Origin of the sequence: Cryobacterium sp. MLB-32, assembly GCF_000738085.1 — a bacterium.
In the GTDB taxonomy this organism is placed as follows: Bacteria; Actinomycetota; Actinomycetes; order Actinomycetales; family Microbacteriaceae; genus Cryobacterium.
Genome location: NZ_JPRS01000194.1, coordinates 1 through 16514, shown reverse-complemented (window position 1 = coordinate 16514; position 16514 = coordinate 1). Strand labels below are relative to the sequence as shown.

Sequence of the window (16514 nt, the reverse complement as noted above, 5' to 3'; positions counted from 1 at the left end):
CTCGCCACCGAGCAGCGGCTCGCCGCCATCGAGGGAGCCGGGCTGCTGCCTCCGGTGCGCGATGCGCTCAGCCAGGTGCAGGGCATGGCGGCGCGGGCCGGTCGGCAGTCTCAGCGCCGTGAACAGTGCCGTGCAGCTGCTGCCCGCGATGGTGGGCGCGACCGAACCACGCAACTACCTCGTGCTGTTCCAGAACCCGGCCGAACTGCGCTCCACCGGCGGACTCTCCGGCGCACTCGCCGTCGTGCACGCCGAGAATGGGCGTCTCCAGCTGACCCAACAGGCGGGAGCCACCGAACTGCCGATCTTCGACACCCCGGTGCTCCCGCTCCCGCCCGAAACGCTCGCCCTCTACCGCGATCGCACGGGACGCTACATCGGAGACGTGAACCTCACCCCCAACTTTCCGCTGAGCGCCGAGCTTGCTCGCGAGATGTGGAACCGCCGGTTCGGGGTGCAGGTCGACGGCGTGCTCGCGATCGACCCGGTAGCGCTCAGCTACCTGCTCACGGCCACCGGTCCGATCACCCTGCCCACGGGAGACGTGCTCACCGCCGACAACGCGGTGCAACTGCTGCTGACCGGGGTGTACGAGCGCTTCTCCGTGCCGTTACAACAGGATGCCTTCTTCGCCAGCGCCGCGGCATCCGTTTTCTCCACGGTGTCCGCCGGTGATTTCTCCATCGGCGGCATGCTCGCGGCGCTCGAACGGGCGGGCGCCGAGCACCGCGTGCTGTTGTGGAGCGCGCACCCCGACGAGCAGGCCGTGCTGGGGGCCACGAGCCTCGGCGGCACGCTGCCGGTGAGCGACGCGCAGACGGTTCGGTTCGGCGTGTATCTCAACGACGCGACCGGGGCCAAGATGGGCACGTTCCTGAACGTACAGGTGGGCGCCGCCCAACGGGTGTGCCGCGCCGACGGCCGCCCCACGAACGAGGTGGAGGTGACGCTCACCAACACCGCCCCCGCGGATGCCGCCAGCACGCTTCCCGTGAGCATCACGGGCGACGGGTCGTTCGGCGTTCCGCGCGGAAATATCAAGACTTTGGTGACGGTGTACGGCGCACCGGGGATGGAGAATCTCGGGGTCAGCCGGGACGGTGCGCCGGTGGGATACCACCCGACGACGGACTCCCCGTACCCCGCCACGGGCGTCAGCTACCCGGTGAGTTCCCTCGATGTGGAGCTCGCGCCGGGGCAGAGCACGCGGCTCACCTTCGGCTGGCTGGGAGCGGAACCCTTCGACGGAAACGTCGTCACGGAAATTACCCCGGCCATACATCTCGAAAATAAAAAAATAGTAGAAAAAAACTGTGAAACCGCCGTATTGTATTAGTGCTTCTCATCTGGCCCAAAGGGGGGGCCACCCTATTTCAAGGAGTGACAAATCATGCTGAAAAAGGTTCTGGCGGCTCTTGTGGTCGCATTTCTGGCAATCTTCTCCGTTCCGGCCGCTGCTCTGGCCGCCGGCTACGTTCCTGACAGTGCCATCACGATCTCCGGTACGGCCGCCCCGGGTGGCACCGTCACCGTGACTATTCCGGCCAACTCCTTCCTGCCGGGGGAGGTCGTGCAATTCGCGGTCACCGGTGTGGGCTCGTCCCCGCTCGCCGTGTTCAAGGCGGCCACGGTCACCCTCAACAAGACGGCCACACCCGTGGGTGCAGCCGGCGTGACGGTGACGCTTCCGAGTAATGCCTCGGGCACCTACAACGCGAGCGCGACGGGGCTGACCTCAGGCAACATCGTCACGTGGGTCATCGTTGTTCCCTCGTCGAGCAGCGGGGCCGGCGCGGAGGCGGGCGGATTGCCCTCAACCGGCTACCAGTTCCCGACGGTGCTCCTGTGGTCGGCTGCCGGGGCGCTCCTGATCGGTATCGCGCTGCTCGTGGTGCTGGTGATGGCTCGGCGCCGTCACGCAACCCACAACAGCTGAGCCCGAAGAATGCACCTGTAACCAGCAGAACGAACAGCCTCACGTTCGGGCTCGACGTCTTGTCGAATCCCCGAACGTGAGGGCCGCTGTTCGGCCGCGCTGTGCCCAAAAGAAGAAGCCACGTTGTCGCATCCGTCACGACGCCATCGGAACCCCGGTCAGTCCTTCCGGTGGCGTCACTGGTGGGGCGGGGCCGTGGCGCTCTTTGTCCTGATGGACATCGGGCTGGTGGTCTACGCCGTCACGGTTATTCCGCCGCCCCAGCAAACGATGACGACGAACACGGTCCTGTCTGCGTCTCGTCCCGATCCCACAGCCACCCCCACCCCGACGCCCGCGGCGGCGCCCGCCGCCCCGATTGCCCCGCGCCGCGTGCTGTCCGCACTCAACGCCACCACCGCCTGGCGCGCGACCGTCGGTACCTGCCCCTCAGCGCGAGCAACGCCCGAGATCTCCACCGATGCCGGCGCCACCTGGACGGGGTTCGACGCCGGCAGTAAAACGGGAGCGTCATCGGTGCTCGTGATCAACGCGCTGAGCGATTCCGAGGCCTCGTTCGTCACTCTCCTGGCTGCGGACTGCACCCCGCACCTCGTTGCCACCTACGTGGCCGGCGCCGACTGGGCCGACTACCCGCTGCGACTGACCGGAAACTGGTACGTGATCCCCTCCGAACCCGCAATCGTGCACAGCCCGCTGGGAGCTTTCGCCGTGCCGTGCCCGGCCGCGATCAGCGTGGCATCCCAGAGCGCCACCCACGGCGCCGTTCTGTGTGCTCCCGACCCCACAGCGGCTGCCGCCGGCCCCACGATTGCACGCACGGCCGATGGCGGGTCCACGTGGACGCCGCCCGTGCCCGTGCCCGGCGCGGTGAATCTCTCGGCGCTCGCCGGTGGAGGCTACGTGGTCGCCGCGGCCGGGCAACCCGGCTGTGCGGGGGTGCGGATTCTGACCCTGCCGGACACGAAAACAGCGCCGCCGACGCTGGCCGGCTGCCGCGAAGCGACCTTCGACCCGGGTGATGTGGCGATCGCGAGTTCGCCGGGGTCCCTCTGGTTGTGGGCCGGGGCTATCATGTCGGCATCCAGCGACGGAGGCGCCACATGGCACTAGATTCGCGGGGCCGACACCGGCCCCATCGGAGACACCATTCCGAACCTATTGTGCTGCGTTTCGTCACCCAATTCGCGCTCGATGCGGGCTGTTGGCTGCTGGCCTTGTTCGTGGCCGAGGCGCTGCGCTACGAGTTCGACCTGTCGTCGATCGCTTGGGTGCCCCTGCTGATCATGGGTGCGGTCGCCTGCGCGCTGCAGCTCGTGGTGGGCTGGTCGTTCTTCCTCTACCAGGGGCGCCACCGCTACGGCAGCTTCGCCGAGGTGCGCGCCCTGCTCGGCGCGGTGCTCGTGGTGACCGCGGTCGTGGGCATCCCGGTGGCCCTGTTCGGCACCGCGCTGCAGATTCCCCGCAGCACGGTGTTCATCGCCCTGCCAATCGCCTTCGTGCTGATGGGCGGGGTGCGCTACGTGCGCCGACTGCTGCTGGAGCGATCGCTCGCCCCCGACGAGAGCGCCGCCCCGGCGCTCGTGTTCGGCGCCGGATACCTCGGTGCGGAAATCGTGCGCCACATGAAGACCGACCGTCAATCGAAGTACCGGCCCGTCGGCCTCATCGACGACGACCCGCTCAAACGCAACGTGTGGTTCGACGGCGTACGGGTGCTGGGAACGCTCGACTCGCTGCCCGCCGTCGCGGCGGCCACTGGAGCGACCACCCTCGTCGTGACCATCGCCCATGCCGACGCGACGTTGATGCGCGCCATCGCCGATGCCGCCCGGGTCGCGGGGCTGAGGGTGCTGGTGCTGCCGCCCTGGGAAGACCTGCTTCAGGGCAGGTCCGGCCTCACCGACCTGCGCGACATCTCGATCGAAGACCTGATGGGGAGAGCCCCCCTCGACACCGACGTGGAATCGGTCGCCGGATACCTGCGCGGCAAGCGCGTGCTGGTGACCGGCGCGGGCGGATCCATCGGCTCCGAGCTGTGCCGGCAGATCTTCCGCTTCGCACCGAGCGAACTGATCATGCTCGACCGCGACGAGACCGGACTGCAAACCTCGCAGATCTCCATCCGGGGGCACGGCCTGCTTGACACCAAAGACGTCGTGCTCGCCGATATCCGCGACGTGGACGCCATTCGCGCGGTCTTCGAGGAGCGCCGGCCCGAGGTGGTCTTTCATGCGGCCGCGCTCAAACACCTGCCGATGCTCGAGCAGTACCCCGACGAGGCGTGGAAGACCAACGTGATCGGCACCCTCAACGTGCTGCAGGCATCCGCCGCCGTCGGCGTGACGACGTTCGTGAACATCTCCACCGACAAGGCCGCGCGTCCCACGAGCGTGCTCGGACACTCGAAGGGGCTCGCGGAACACCTGACGGCTTGGGCGGCGCGGGCCACGGGTGAGACCTACCTCTCGGTTCGGTTCGGCAACGTGATCGGCAGCCGCGGCTCCATGCTTCCCACCTTCACCGCGTTGATCGAGGCGGGCGGACCGCTCACGATCACCGACCCCGAGGTGACGCGTTTCTTCATGACCATCCCGGAGGCCTGCCAGCTCGTCGTGCAGGCGGGCGGTATCGGACGGCCGGCCGAGGTGCTGATTCTTGACATGGGAGAACAGGTGAAGATTCTCGACGTGGCCCGCCGCATGATCGATCTGTCTGGCCAGGACGTGGAGATCGTCTACACCGGGCTGCGCCAGGGCGAAAAGCTGCACGAGGAACTCATGGGCGATGGCGAGCTCGACGAACGCCCACTGCACCCCAAGATTTCGCATGCGAAGGTCGCCCCCCTTGCCCCCGACCACCTCGACAAGTACGAGTGGGATGCCCGGTGGTCGCCCGACCGACACCGAGAGCGTGCCGCGTACGCCGAGGGCGGGTCGGACACCCAATGAGCGCAGAACGCATCTACCTGTCGGCGCCCGACGTGGGGGAGGTCGAACAGCACTACGTGCTCGCCGCCATGCGCTCGGGTTGGATCGCCCCGCTCGGCCCCGACGTCGACCGCTTCGAGGCCGAACTGGCGGCCCGGGTGGGCGTCGACCACGGGGTGGCGTTGAGCTCGGGCACGGCCGCCCTCCACCTGGCGCTGATCGCGCTCGGCGCCGGCCCCGGCACGGTTGTCGTGACCTCCACGCTGACCTTCGTGGCCACGGCCAACGCCATCGTCTACACGGGCGCCGAACCGTTCTTCGTGGACAGCGACCCCGCCACGGGCAACATGCACCCCGGTCTGCTGCGCGAGGCGCTGCGCGGGCTCACGGCGGCCGGCGAGCACGTGGCGGCCGTCCTGCCCGTCGACCTGCTCGGCAAGGCCGCGGACTACGGGGAGATCGGCCGGGTCGCGGCCGATTTCGACGTGCCGGTGCTCGCCGACGCCGCCGAGTCGCTCGGCGCCACCTACCGGGGGAGGGCCGTCGGATCGCTCGCCCGGGCATCCGTCGTGTCGTTCAACGGCAACAAGATCATGACCACCTCGGGCGGCGGCATGGTGCTCACCGACGACGGCGCGCTCGCCGCGCGGGCCCGCTTCCTGTCCACGCAGGCGCGGCTGCCCGTGACCCACTACGAACACTCCGAGGTGGGGTATAACTACCGCATGAGCAATCTGCTGGCGGCACTCGGCCGGGGCCAACTGACCCGGTTCGATGGCATGCTCGGCCGTCGGCGGCACATCCGTGAGACGTACCGGCGGCTGTTCGCGGGCCTGCCCGGGGTACAGATCTTCGGCGGCACCGATGACGCCGATGACAACTGCTGGCTCACCGCCGTGCTCGTTGACGCCGACGTGGCGGGGTGGTCGGCCGAGGAGCTGGGGGACGCGCTCCGCACCCTGAACATTGAGACCCGTCCGCTGTGGAAGCCCATGCACCTGCAGCCCGTGTACGCCGGGGCCCGCAGCCTGCTCACGGGCACCGCGCAACGCCTGTTTGAGACCGGCATCACCCTGCCCAGCGGCTCGGCGCTGCGGGGCGCCGAGCTGGAGCGGGTTGCCAGCGGCGTGCACGATTTCGTGAACGTGTACTCATGACGGGGGCGCCGCTCGGCTACCTGCCGGTGAAACGGATGCTCGACGTGGCAGCTTCCGGTCTCGGCCTCGTCGTGCTGTCGCCCGTGCTGCTGGCCGTCGCGGTGGCCGTGCGCGCGAACCTCGGCCGCCCGGTGCTCTTCGTGCAGAACCGGCCCGGCCTGCACGGGCGCATCTTTCGGCTGTATAAATTTCGCAGCATGATGCCCGCGTGCGACGAGCTGCTCGGCGACGAGGACCGGCTCACGCCCTTCGGCCGAAAGCTGCGCTCGACGAGCCTCGACGAACTGCCCACGCTCGTGAACGTGTTGCGGGGCGACATGAGCCTCGTCGGCCCCCGGCCGCTGCTCGTGAGCTACCTCGCCCGCTACTCGCCCGAGCAGGCGCGCCGCCATGAGGTTCGGCCGGGGGTGACCGGGCTCGTGCAGGTGGGCGGACGCAACGCCCTGAGTTGGGCCGACAAGTTCGCCCTCGATGTGGAGTACGTGGAGCACTGCAGCTTCGGACTCGATGTGCGCATCCTCGCGCGTACCCTGCGCGCCGTGATTCGGCGTGAGGGGATCACCTCGGCAGGTCATCCGACCGCGCTCGAGTTTCAGGGCGGATCGACGAAGGGTGCGCAGCCATGAGTACGGAACTGATTGTGGTTGGAGCCGGCGGGTTCGGCCGGCAGACCCTCGACGTGGTGGAGGCGCTCAATCACGCCGCGGGCAGCCCGGTTTTCGACCTCCTCGGCGTGGTCGACACCAACCCGAGCGACCTCAACCGGGAGCGCCTCGAGCACCGCGGCGTGCCCCATCTCGGCACCGTGGCCGAGTGGCTGGCCTACGACTACCACGCGCTGTACCTGATCGGCATCGGCGATCCCGTGGCCCGCCAGCGGGTCGACCGGTTATTTGTGGCGGCCGGCATGGTGGCCGCCACAGCGGTGCATCCGTCGGCGTGGATCGGTTCCCAAGCCGCGATCGGCGACGGCACCGTGGTGTGTGGCGGCGTGCAGGTATCGACGAACGTTCACCTCGGCCGGCACGTTCACCTCAACCCGCACGCGGCCGTCGGGCACGACGCCGTGCTGCACGACTTCGTGTCGGTGAACCCCGCCGCGATCGTGTCCGGTGAGGTGGAGGTGGGCGAGCGCAGCATGATCGGCGCCGGCGCCGTCATTCTGCAGGGTCTCTCCGTGGGTTCCGGCGCCGTGGTGGGCGCGAGCGCCTGCGTGGTGCGCAACGTCGCCGGGGACACGGTGGTGAAGGGGGTCCCGGCCCGATGACCGCGCCCAGGCTGCGCATCCTGATCATCACGCAGTGGTTCGACCCGGAACCCATGTTCAAGGGCCTCCTGTTCGCCCAGGAGCTGCAGGGGCTGGGGCACGACGTGCGGGTGCTGACCGGGTTTCCCAACTACCCGGACGGACACGTGTACCCGGGCTATCGCATCCGCCTGTTCCAGCACGAGGTGATGGGCGGCATACCCGTGCTGCGCGTACCGCTGTACCCGAGCCACGACCACTCGGCGGTGCGGCGGGTGCTCAACTACGTGAGCTTCGCGGTGTCGGCGACCGTGGCCGCGCTGCTCATGCGGCGGCCGGATGTGGCGTACGTGTACCACCCGCCGGCGACCGTCGGGCTGCCGGCCATGATGCTCAAGGCGCTGAAGGGCGTGCCCTACGTATACGACGTGCAGGACCTGTGGCCCGACACCCTCGCCGCCACCGGGATGCTCACGAACCCGCGGGCCCTGCGCATCGTGAACCGGGTGATGGATCGCATCTACCGCGGCGCCGCGCGCATCGTGGTGCTCTCCGACGGGTTTCGGGACATTCTGGTGCGGCGCTCGGTGCCGGGCCGGCGCATCGCGGTGATCCCGAACTGGGCCGATGAGAAGCAGATCGACCTCAGTCCGCGCGACGGGGATCGGGCGGCGGAACTCGGCTTCGACAACACGTTCACCGTCACCTTCGCCGGCACGATGGGCCCGGTGCAGGCCCTCGAAACGGTGCTGCAGGCCGCGGACGAGCTTCGAGACGAAACCCGACTGCGTTTTCTGTTGGTGGGCGGGGGAATGGAAGTTGAGCATCTGAAGGCCGAGGCTCAGCGCCGAGGTCTTGACAATGTGATGTTCATGCCGCGCCGGCATGTCTCGGAGATCGGCGAGATCCTGCTGCTCTCCGACGCGCTGCTCGTGCACCTCAGCGATGATCCGCTGTTTTCGATCACCGTGCCGTCCAAGACCCAGGCCTATCTGATGGCCGGGCGTCCCATTCTGATGGGGGTGCGCGGTGACGCGGCGCGCATCGTGTGCGACGCCGGCGCGGGGCTCGTGTTCGAGCCGGAGAACGCCACGCAGCTGGTCAACGCCGTGCGCACACTGATGGCCCTCACCGCACCCGAACGCGGGGGCATGGGTCTGGCCGGACAGGCCTACTATCGACAGCACATGTCGCTGCAGAGCGGTGCGCGGCGCTTCAGCGAGGTGCTGCAGGCCGCGAGCCGCCTCACCAGATCCAGCACCAGGGCCAGCATCCTGGCCGCGCGAGAATCGAAGCGGAGAGTGCACCATGCCTGACAGCTACGCCGGAAAACGCATCCTGATCACGGGCGGCACCGGGTCGTTCGGTCATACCGTCACCAGCCAGCTGCTGGCGCGCGACGTGGCCGAGGTGCGCGTCTTCAGCCGAGACGAAGCCAAACAAGACCTGATGCGCAGTGAGATCGCCGACTCCCGGGTGCGGTTCTACCTCGGTGATGTGCGGGATTTCTCCAGTGTGGAGCGCGCGACCACCGATGTGGACTTCGTCTTTCATGCCGCGGCGCTCAAGCAGGTGCCGTCGTGCGAATTCTTTCCGATGGAGGCCGTGCGCACCAACATCGTGGGCAGCGAGAACGTCGTGCGGGCGGCGGAGGTCTGCGGCGTTTCATCGCTCGTGTGCCTCAGCACCGACAAGGCCGTCTACCCGGTCAACGCGATGGGCATGACCAAGGCCATGATGGAAAAGGTCGCCCGTTCGCACGGCCTCAACAACCCCAACGCCGAGACGATTGTGTCGTGTGTGCGCTACGGCAATGTGATGTATTCCCGCGGGTCGGTCATCCCCCTGTTCATTCGCCAGCTGCAGGCCGGCCACCACCTCACGGTGACGAACCCGGGCATGACCCGGTTCATGATGAGCCTCGCGGACTCCGTCGACCTGGTGGAGTTCGCGTTCCACAACGCGCGCCAGGGCGACCTGTTCATTCGCAAGGCGAAAGCCTGCACCGTGGGCGACCTCGCCCAGGCGGTGATCAACCTGTTCCACTCTCCCGCCCTCATCGACGTGATCGGCACCCGCCACGCCGAGAAGGTCTCCGAGGCGCTCGCCAGCCGCGAGGAACTCGCCCGCGCCCAAGACCTCGGCGACTACTTTCGCATCCGCGCCGACAACCGAGACCTGAACTACAGCGTGTATGTCGAAGAAGGCAACCTCACCCAGGCGCAGTTCGAGGACTACGACTCGCACACCGTGGAGCAAATGAGTGTGACCGAGATCGAACGGCTGCTGCTGACCCTCCCCGAGGTGCGGGCCGAGCTTGCCGCCGCCGGCTTGCCGGCCGAGCGCGGGGAGATCGAACTGTGAACGGTACCGCCGATCGGGTGGCCATCACCGGCGCCCACGGTTTCCTCGGCTGGCACACGCGGGCGGCCCTGCAGGAACTCGGCACACGCTGGAGCGTGCTGCCCGTGGGCGGAGGCTTCGACGCGTCGGCCGCGGCGGCGGCCGTGGGCGGTGCGACCCGGCTGATCCACCTCGCCGGCGTCAACCGCGGCTCCGAAGACGACGTGGCCGCGGGCAACGTGCTCTTCGCCCGGCAGACGGCCGATGCGCTGCTGCGGGCCGACAACCCGCCATCCGTCGTGGTCTTCGCCAACTCCACCCAGTCCGGCAACGGGAGCGTGTACGGAGAGGCCAAGGCGCGTGCCGCGGAGGTGCTCACCCTCGCCGCCGAACACGTGGGCGCGCGATTCGAGAACCGGCACCTGCCCAACCTGTTCGGCGAGCACGGTCGACCGCACTACAACTCGGTCACGGCCACGTTCTGCCACCAGCTCGTGCACGGACTCACCCCCGTCGTGCAGCAGGACCGCGACCTCGCGCTGCTGCACGCCCAGCACGCCGCCGACCTGCTGATCGGCACGATCACCACCGAGACAGCCAGGGCGCGGCAGGTGCACGAGACCGTGCGCGGCCTGCTCGGTCGCCTGAACGACATGGCCGCGGTGTACCTGACCGGCGATATCCCCGACCTCGCCGACCCGTTCCACCGCGACCTGTTCAACACGTACCGCTCGTACACCGTGGGGCTGCAGACCCCCGTTGTGCATGCCCGACGAACGGATGACCGCGGCTCCTTCACCGAGATCGTGCGCACCCACGGCGGCCCCGGCCAACACTCCTTCTCCACGACCGTTCCGGGAATCAGCCGCGGCGACCACTTTCACCGGCGCAAGGTGGAGCGTTTCACCGTGCTCTACGGTGACGCGGTGATCGCCCTGCGGCAGCTGTTCACGGACCAGGTCGTCGACTTCGCCGTGTCGGGCGACGACCCGGTGAGTGTTGACATGCCCACCATGTGGGCGCATAAGATCACGAACACCGGAGCGGATGTGCTCTTCACCTCGTTCTGGACCAATGAACCCTTCGATGCCCAACGTCCCGACACGATTGCGGAAGCGGTGCAGCCATGACCGAGCGGAGCCCGACGCACCGCCTCAAGATCGTGACGGTCGTGGGAACGCGACCGGAGATCATCCGCTTGTCGGCCACGATCAAACGCCTCGACGCGCACACCGAGCACGTGCTCGTGCACACCGGCCAGAACTACGACTACGAGCTCAACGAGGTCTTCTTCGACGACCTCGGGCTGCGGCGACCCGACCATTTTCTCGAGGCGGACACGAGCTCGCTCGGTGCGGTGCTCGGCTCGATCCTGCTGAAGACCGAAATGGTGCTCGTCCGGGAGAAGCCCGACGCGCTCCTCGTGCTCGGCGATACGAACAGCTGCATCGCGGCGCTGATGGCGCGGCGCATGAAGATCCCCGTGTTCCACATGGAGGCCGGCAACCGGTGCTTCGATGAGAACGTGCCCGAAGAGGTGAACCGTCGCCTCGTGGACCACGTGGCGGACTACAACCTCGTGTACACCGAGCACGCCAGGCGTAACCTGCTGGCCGAGGGGATACATCCGTCGCGGATCATGCTCACCGGATCCCCCATGCGGGAGGTGCTCGCGGGCAACGCGGCGCAGATCGCGGCAAGCGACGTGCTCACCCGGCTGAAGCTCGTGCCCGGCGGGTACTTCGTGGTGAGCCTGCACCGCGAGGAGAACGTCGATGACCCCGAGCGTCTTGCCTCGGTGCTCGCCGCACTCACCCGGTTGGCGGAGGCGTACGCGCTGCCGGTGCTCATGTCGACGCACCCGCGCACCCGCGCCCGCCTGCTTGGCCAGCCCGCCGACGCCGCGAACGGGCTCACCCTCCACCCGCCCTTCGGGTTCAACGACTACGTCTCGCTGCAGCAGAAGTCGCGGCTGGTGCTCTCGGACAGCGGAACGATCAGCGAGGAATCCCTCATCCTCGGATTCCCGGCGGTCACCCTGCGCGACGCGATCGAACGCCCGGAGGCGCTCGACGCCGGCGGCATGCTCACCGTGGGCGTGACAACGGATGCCGTCGTCGACGGCGTGCGCATCGCCCTGGCGGAGTTCGACGCCGACGGCCCGTCTGCCGCGCCCGCGGAGTACGACGTGACCGACACCTCGAGGCGAGTGCTCGCGTTTCTCCGCTCCACCGTGCACGGCCACCACGAACGGGCCGGAATCCGGCTGGCGGCCACCGAGCGGTAAGTCGGGGGCCGAGTGCCGGATCAGTCGGCGGGACGGGGAACGTCATCGCCCGGCACGACCGCCTCGGGAAGGCCCTCGTCCGGCACGACCTCGGTCGTCAGGCTCTCGGTCGGCACGACCTGGGCGGGCAGTATCTCGTGCGGCAGAACCTCGGTGGTCAGGTTCTCGTCCGGCACGACCTCGGTCGTCAGGCTCTCGGTGGGCACGGCCTGGGCGGGCAGTATCTCGTGCGGCAGAACCTCGGTGGTCAGGTCCTCGTTCGGCATGACCTCGGTGGTCAGGCTCTCGGTGGGCACGGCCTGGGTGGGCAGTATCTCGTGCGGCAGGCTCTCGGTCGGCATACCCTCGCGGGGGAGACCCTCGTGGGGAGCAACGTCGCGGGTCGGAGCGTCGCCGGCCGGGTCTGTCGACGGTTCGGTAGCGCGCCCGACTGCACGCACGGGCTCGAAGACCAGGGGCATGCACGAGAACAGGGCGAGCACCAGCCAGCCGGCGGGGGACAGCTCCCAGTGGCCGGAGAGGTAGAGCGGCGCGCCCGAGAGCAGAAACGTGCCGACCAGCAGTGGCCGCAGCCGAACGGAATGTGCCCAGCGCGTCGAGATGAGCGATGACACGATCACGCCGATGAACAGCACGACGCCGACCAGCCCGAGTCCGGTTCCGAGCTCAAGGATCACATCGTGCGCGCCGATGCCCGACGCGTTCACGGCCCGGAATCCGCCGGCCCCGGCGCCCACGAGCAGGTGTTCGCCGAAGACCTGCCGGGCCTCGGGCCAGAGCGTGAGGCGCCCCGCCAGATCGCCGGTGGCCCGGGCCGCGGAGCCGGCATCCGTGGCCCGCAGCAGGGTATCGGCGACACCCGTGGCGATGGCGGCCGCCGACACCGCGACGGCGCCCCACACCACTCGCACGAGCAGCGGCGGGGCGATGCGGTAGAGCACGATCCAGCTGGCCATCAGTCCCACGGCCAGCAGGGCACCGCGGGTTTCGCTGTACCACACGGCGACGCCGAGGGGCGCGGCGCAGACGATGAGCCATGCCCGGTACGACCGACGCTCGGATGCCTGCCACAGCAACACGATCACCGCCAGCCCGGCGGTCAGCGCGTATGCGACGTAGTTGATGTTGACGCCCGCATACACGATGCGGTCGAACGACAGCTCGGCCCGGAAGCCGGCGGACGGGTTCTGCCGAAAGATCAGCACCGCGGCGTACACGCAACCGGCGAGGTAACCCCAGCCCACGATCTGCAGGCCTCGGCGTGTGGTCACCGCGGTGCGCACGGCGAGAAAAACCGCGACCACCGCCAACTGGTTCTGAATGGACAGACCGGTCACCGTGCGGTCCAGCGCCCACGCCTGCGAGAGCACGTACCAGAGGGTGAGGGCGATCGCGAAGAGGTTGGGGGCATCCATTTTAATGTGCAGCAGGCGCGTGAACAGCACCAGCACACAGACGAACGCCCCGTTGCGAAAAACCACGTCCGGGCTGCCGGCGGCAAAGAAGGCCACCCCCGCCAGGGCGATCGAGCGCCACTCGGCGAGCAGGCCTGAGCGGTGGGCGTCCCGATGAGGGATGCCCACCGGGCGAGCTCGCGCGCTCATGATCGTCACAACGGATGCCCAACCCCTCCATGCACTCGGTAAGGCTTGGCAGCACCCTACGTCGCTCCGGTCTCTCGCGTAAGGCCCGCCGCCGAAGTTGTCTTCGCTGGTCGGGTCGCGCCTCGCTGGTCGAGGCGCGACCCCCCCCGCTGGTCGAGGCGCGACGAAGGAGCGATCGAGACCACGCACGCCGACCTCAGCTCCGATGAGCATCTCACCGGGCCTCGATCGCTCGTACCTCGCGCCTCGACCAGCGGGGGGCCGGGCCTCGACCGGCGGGGGCTAGGCCTCGATCGCTCGTACCTCGCGCCTCGACCAGCGGGGGCTAGGCCTCGATCGCTCGTACCTCGTACCTCGCGCCTCGACCAGCGGGGGGCCGGGCCTCGACCCGCGGTGGGTCGGTGGGGACTGCGGAATTGGCCCTGCCGATCTGCGCACTTTCGTGGCACCATCTCAGTGATCAGTCCGGCACGCCGGCGCGATCCGAGCCCCCGTTGGAGGAATGTCAGTGGCCAGACCGCGCATCGTGCAGCACTCCTTCGGTACGGTCGGGTCGGGTGGCCCGATCGGAACCCTCACTCGCGTGCTGGCCTCCGGCCTCGGCGACAGCTTCGAATTTCGCCACGTGGCGCAGCCGGGCGCCGCCGGCGGAATCAACCTGCGCCTGCTGAGCAGCATGGCGCGGCAGATGCGCGAGTTCCACCCGCAGCTGGCGCACATCCGAGGTCTCGGAAACGAGGGATTCCACGGTGTACTCGCCGCGCGCCTCGCCGGCGTGCCGACGATTCTGGTGTCGGTGCACGGCTCGGTTCGCGACCTCGTGCACGGGCCCGTCGGGCTGCGGCGCTGGATCGTGGGGTGGGTGCTCGAGCCTCTGACCCTGCGCCTGGCCACGCACGTGGTCGTCGTCTGTGAGGACGCGCTGGCCAAACCCGTGCTGCGCCCGGTGCGCCGCAAGATCGTCGGTGTCGTGCCGAACGGCGTGGACCTTCCGGATGCCGGTCCCGCCGCGACAGCGACGGATGCCGGGGAGAGCGCGGATGCCGGTCCCGCCGCGACAGCGACGGATGCCGGGGAGAGCGCGGATGCCGGTCCCGCCGCGACGGCGTCGGATACGGGGGAGAGCGCGGACGCCGATCCTGCCGCGACATCGCGGGCAGGCCTGCGGGGGCAACTCGCCATCGGCGTCGACGACCTGGTACTCATCGTCGTGGGCCGGCTCGTGCTCGACAAGGGGTACCTCGATCTGCTCGACGCGCTCGATCGCCTGCCGCCGGGGGGTGCCGCCGTGCACGTGCTCGTCGTCGGCGACGGGCCGGATGCGGCTGTGATCCGCGAGCGGGCAGCATCCGTCTCGCGCGTGCACGTGCACCTGCTGGGCCGCCGGCTCGACGTTCCCGTGCTGCTGAGTGCCGCCGACGTGTTCGTGTTGCCGAGCCTGCACGAGAACATGTCCAACGCCCTGCTCGAGGCGATGGCCGCCGGACTGCCCGTGGTGGCCACGAGGGTGGGCGGCAGCACCGAGGTTGTGGGCCACGGGGGCGGTCTGCTCGTGCCGCCGCACGATCCGGCCGCGCTCGCCGCTGCCCTGCAGCAATTGTTCGATGACCCGGCGCTGCGGTCGCGCCTCGGCCGCGAGGCCCGCGCGGTGGTCGCGGCGCGCTACACGACGGCGCGCATGACGGCCAGGCTCACCGCGGTGTACACCGCGCTGCTGGGGCGCTCAGCGCCGGTGCAGAAGCCTCGAGACTCGGTCGCGCTCCTGGGGCGCTCAGCGCCGGTGCAGCAGCCTCGAGACTCGGTCGTGCTGCTGGGGTTCACCATCGACGATCGGCTGTTCGGTGAGATCGCCGAGCGCAGTTCCGTGTTGCCCACGCAGACCCACAACTTCGCCTGGAACCTGGTGCGCGCGCTGCGGTCGGCCGGACTGTCGGTGTCGCTGCTCTCGGCGCTGCCCGTTCCCAACTACCCGGAGTACCCGCAGATCGTCGTGCGTTCCCGGCGGATCGGCGCGCGGACCGCGAGTGGTGAGACCCTCGGCTTCGTGAACCTGCTCGTGCTCAAACACGTCACCCGCCTGTACTCCTGCCTCGTGCACGGCACCCGCTTCGTGCGGCGTCAGGCGCCGGCCGTGGTGGTGGTGCACGGCATTCACACGCCCTTCCTGCTCTTCGCCCGGCTGCTTCGCCGCACCCTCCCGGTGACGATCTGCCTCGTGATGACCGACCCGCCCGGAGTTGTGCGGTCGGTTGACGGCCCGGTCGCCCGGGTACTCAAAGGGCTCGACCGTCAGCTCGTGCGTCGCCTCGCGCAGGGCTTCGACGGGATCGTGGCGCTCACGCCGGCGCTCGCCGAGGACTTCGCGCCGGGCGTGCCCCGGCTCGTCGTGGAGGGTTTCGTCGACCCCGGCCTCCACGATGTGGTGCCGGCGCTCACCACGGGCACCGGGGAGATCCACGTGGCCTACGCCGGCGGCATCACCGCCGATTACGGCGTGGGCAACCTGGTGAACGCATTCCGTTCCCTCCCCGACCCGCGGCTGCGCCTCGACCTCTACGGCCGCGGCACCCTCGATGCCTGGGTGCGTGCCCGCTGCGACACGGATGCCCGCATCACCCACCACGGCGTGCTCGCCCACCGAGAGCTGATGCCGGCCCTGCGCGCCGCGCAGCTGCTCGTGAATCCCCGCCCCGCCGCCCAGGATTTCGTGAAGTACTCGTTTCCCTCGAAGCTGCTGGAATACCTGGCCCTCGGGGTTCCGGTGGTCACGACGCGTCTGGCCGGCATCCCCGACGACTATCTGCCGTACCTGCAGCTCACGGCGGACGACTCGGTGGCCGCCCTCGCCGACGCCATCGAGTCGACGCTGGGCGACCCGGAGGGCGCCGCCGAGCGGGCCGATCGTGCCCGCCGCTACGTGTTCGCGACGAAATCCACCGGGGTGGAGGGGCAGCGCATCGCCCGGTTCATCGCCGGTCTCGGTGGCGCGGCGGATGCGGCCACGCGCGCCA

General features: G+C 69.1%; 13 protein-coding genes. 12 read left to right on the top strand and 1 reads right to left on the bottom strand.

Annotation, left to right across the window (positions count from 1 at the left end; genetic code table 11):
* Positions 1-118: 118 nt before the first annotated feature.
* From JF66_RS15625 to wecB, 11 genes are all read left to right on the top strand, one after another.
* Positions 119-1336, top strand: a complete 1218-nt coding sequence (locus JF66_RS15625) for a DUF4012 domain-containing protein (protein ID WP_051973620.1) — start codon at positions 119-121, stop codon at positions 1334-1336.
* Between the two features lie 54 nt (positions 1337-1390).
* On the top strand, positions 1391-1936 hold the full coding sequence (locus tag JF66_RS15620; RefSeq protein WP_035879486.1) for a hypothetical protein: 546 nt from the start codon (positions 1391-1393) through the stop codon (positions 1934-1936).
* A 195-nt stretch (positions 1937-2131) separates the two neighbouring features.
* Positions 2132-3049, top strand: coding sequence for a hypothetical protein (locus tag JF66_RS15615; RefSeq protein ID WP_035879485.1), 918 nt, complete (start codon positions 2132-2134; stop codon positions 3047-3049).
* 50 nt (positions 3050-3099) lie between these two features.
* Positions 3100-4887, top strand: a complete 1788-nt coding sequence (locus JF66_RS15610; RefSeq protein WP_231556458.1) for a nucleoside-diphosphate sugar epimerase/dehydratase — start codon at positions 3100-3102, stop codon at positions 4885-4887.
* Positions 4884-6023, top strand: coding sequence for a DegT/DnrJ/EryC1/StrS aminotransferase family protein (locus JF66_RS15605; protein ID WP_035879484.1), 1140 nt, complete (start codon positions 4884-4886; stop codon positions 6021-6023). Before JF66_RS15610 ends, JF66_RS15605 begins: the two co-directional genes overlap by 4 nt.
* Complete coding sequence (locus JF66_RS15600) at positions 6020-6649, top strand: sugar transferase (RefSeq protein WP_035879483.1); 630 nt, start codon at positions 6020-6022, stop codon at positions 6647-6649. The genes JF66_RS15605 and JF66_RS15600 overlap by 4 nt, the downstream gene beginning before the upstream one ends.
* Entirely contained in the window at positions 6646-7290 is a 645-nt protein-coding gene (locus JF66_RS15595) for an acetyltransferase (RefSeq protein ID WP_035879481.1), read from the top strand. Before JF66_RS15600 ends, JF66_RS15595 begins: the two co-directional genes overlap by 4 nt.
* Complete coding sequence (locus tag JF66_RS15590; protein WP_051973619.1) at positions 7287-8585, top strand: glycosyltransferase family 4 protein; 1299 nt, start codon at positions 7287-7289, stop codon at positions 8583-8585. The genes JF66_RS15595 and JF66_RS15590 overlap by 4 nt, the downstream gene beginning before the upstream one ends.
* Complete coding sequence (locus JF66_RS15585; protein WP_035879478.1) at positions 8578-9633, top strand: polysaccharide biosynthesis protein; 1056 nt, start codon at positions 8578-8580, stop codon at positions 9631-9633. The genes JF66_RS15590 and JF66_RS15585 overlap by 8 nt, the downstream gene beginning before the upstream one ends.
* On the top strand, positions 9630-10742 hold the full coding sequence (locus tag JF66_RS15580; protein ID WP_035879476.1) for an SDR family oxidoreductase: 1113 nt from the start codon (positions 9630-9632) through the stop codon (positions 10740-10742). Before JF66_RS15585 ends, JF66_RS15580 begins: the two co-directional genes overlap by 4 nt.
* On the top strand, positions 10739-11899 hold the full coding sequence (wecB, locus tag JF66_RS15575) for a non-hydrolyzing UDP-N-acetylglucosamine 2-epimerase (protein WP_035879473.1): 1161 nt from the start codon (positions 10739-10741) through the stop codon (positions 11897-11899). The genes JF66_RS15580 and wecB overlap by 4 nt, the downstream gene beginning before the upstream one ends.
* Positions 11900-11919: 20 nt before the next feature.
* Here wecB and JF66_RS15570 read toward each other — a convergent pair whose 3' ends face one another.
* Positions 11920-13503, bottom strand: coding sequence for an O-antigen ligase (locus JF66_RS15570; protein WP_156109846.1), 1584 nt, complete (start codon positions 13501-13503; stop codon positions 11920-11922).
* A gap of 508 nt (positions 13504-14011) precedes the next feature.
* Between JF66_RS15570 and JF66_RS21860 the strand changes: the two genes are divergently transcribed.
* A partial coding sequence (locus tag JF66_RS21860) for a glycosyltransferase (RefSeq protein WP_051973618.1) occupies positions 14012-16514 on the top strand: 2503 nt, incomplete at its 3' end.

What these genes read in the sequence shown, in the direction of transcription:
- JF66_RS15595 (WP_035879481.1), top strand. Translation starts at nt 6,646, where the DNA reads ATGAGTACGGAACTGATTGTGGTTGGAGCCGGCGGGTTCGGCCGGCAG.
- JF66_RS15585 (WP_035879478.1), top strand. Translation starts at nt 8,578, where the DNA reads ATGCCTGACAGCTACGCCGGAAAACGCATCCTGATCACGGGCGGCACC.
- JF66_RS15620 (WP_035879486.1), top strand. Translation starts at nt 1,391, where the DNA reads ATGCTGAAAAAGGTTCTGGCGGCTCTTGTGGTCGCATTTCTGGCAATC.
- JF66_RS15605 (WP_035879484.1), top strand. Translation starts at nt 4,884, where the DNA reads ATGAGCGCAGAACGCATCTACCTGTCGGCGCCCGACGTGGGGGAGGTC.
- wecB (WP_035879473.1), top strand. Translation starts at nt 10,739, where the DNA reads ATGACCGAGCGGAGCCCGACGCACCGCCTCAAGATCGTGACGGTCGTG.
- JF66_RS15570 (WP_156109846.1), bottom strand. Translation starts at nt 13,503, where the DNA reads ATGAGCGCGCGAGCTCGCCCGGTGGGCATCCCTCATCGGGACGCCCAC.
- JF66_RS15590 (WP_051973619.1), top strand. Translation starts at nt 7,287, where the DNA reads ATGACCGCGCCCAGGCTGCGCATCCTGATCATCACGCAGTGGTTCGAC.
- JF66_RS15600 (WP_035879483.1), top strand. Translation starts at nt 6,020, where the DNA reads ATGACGGGGGCGCCGCTCGGCTACCTGCCGGTGAAACGGATGCTCGAC.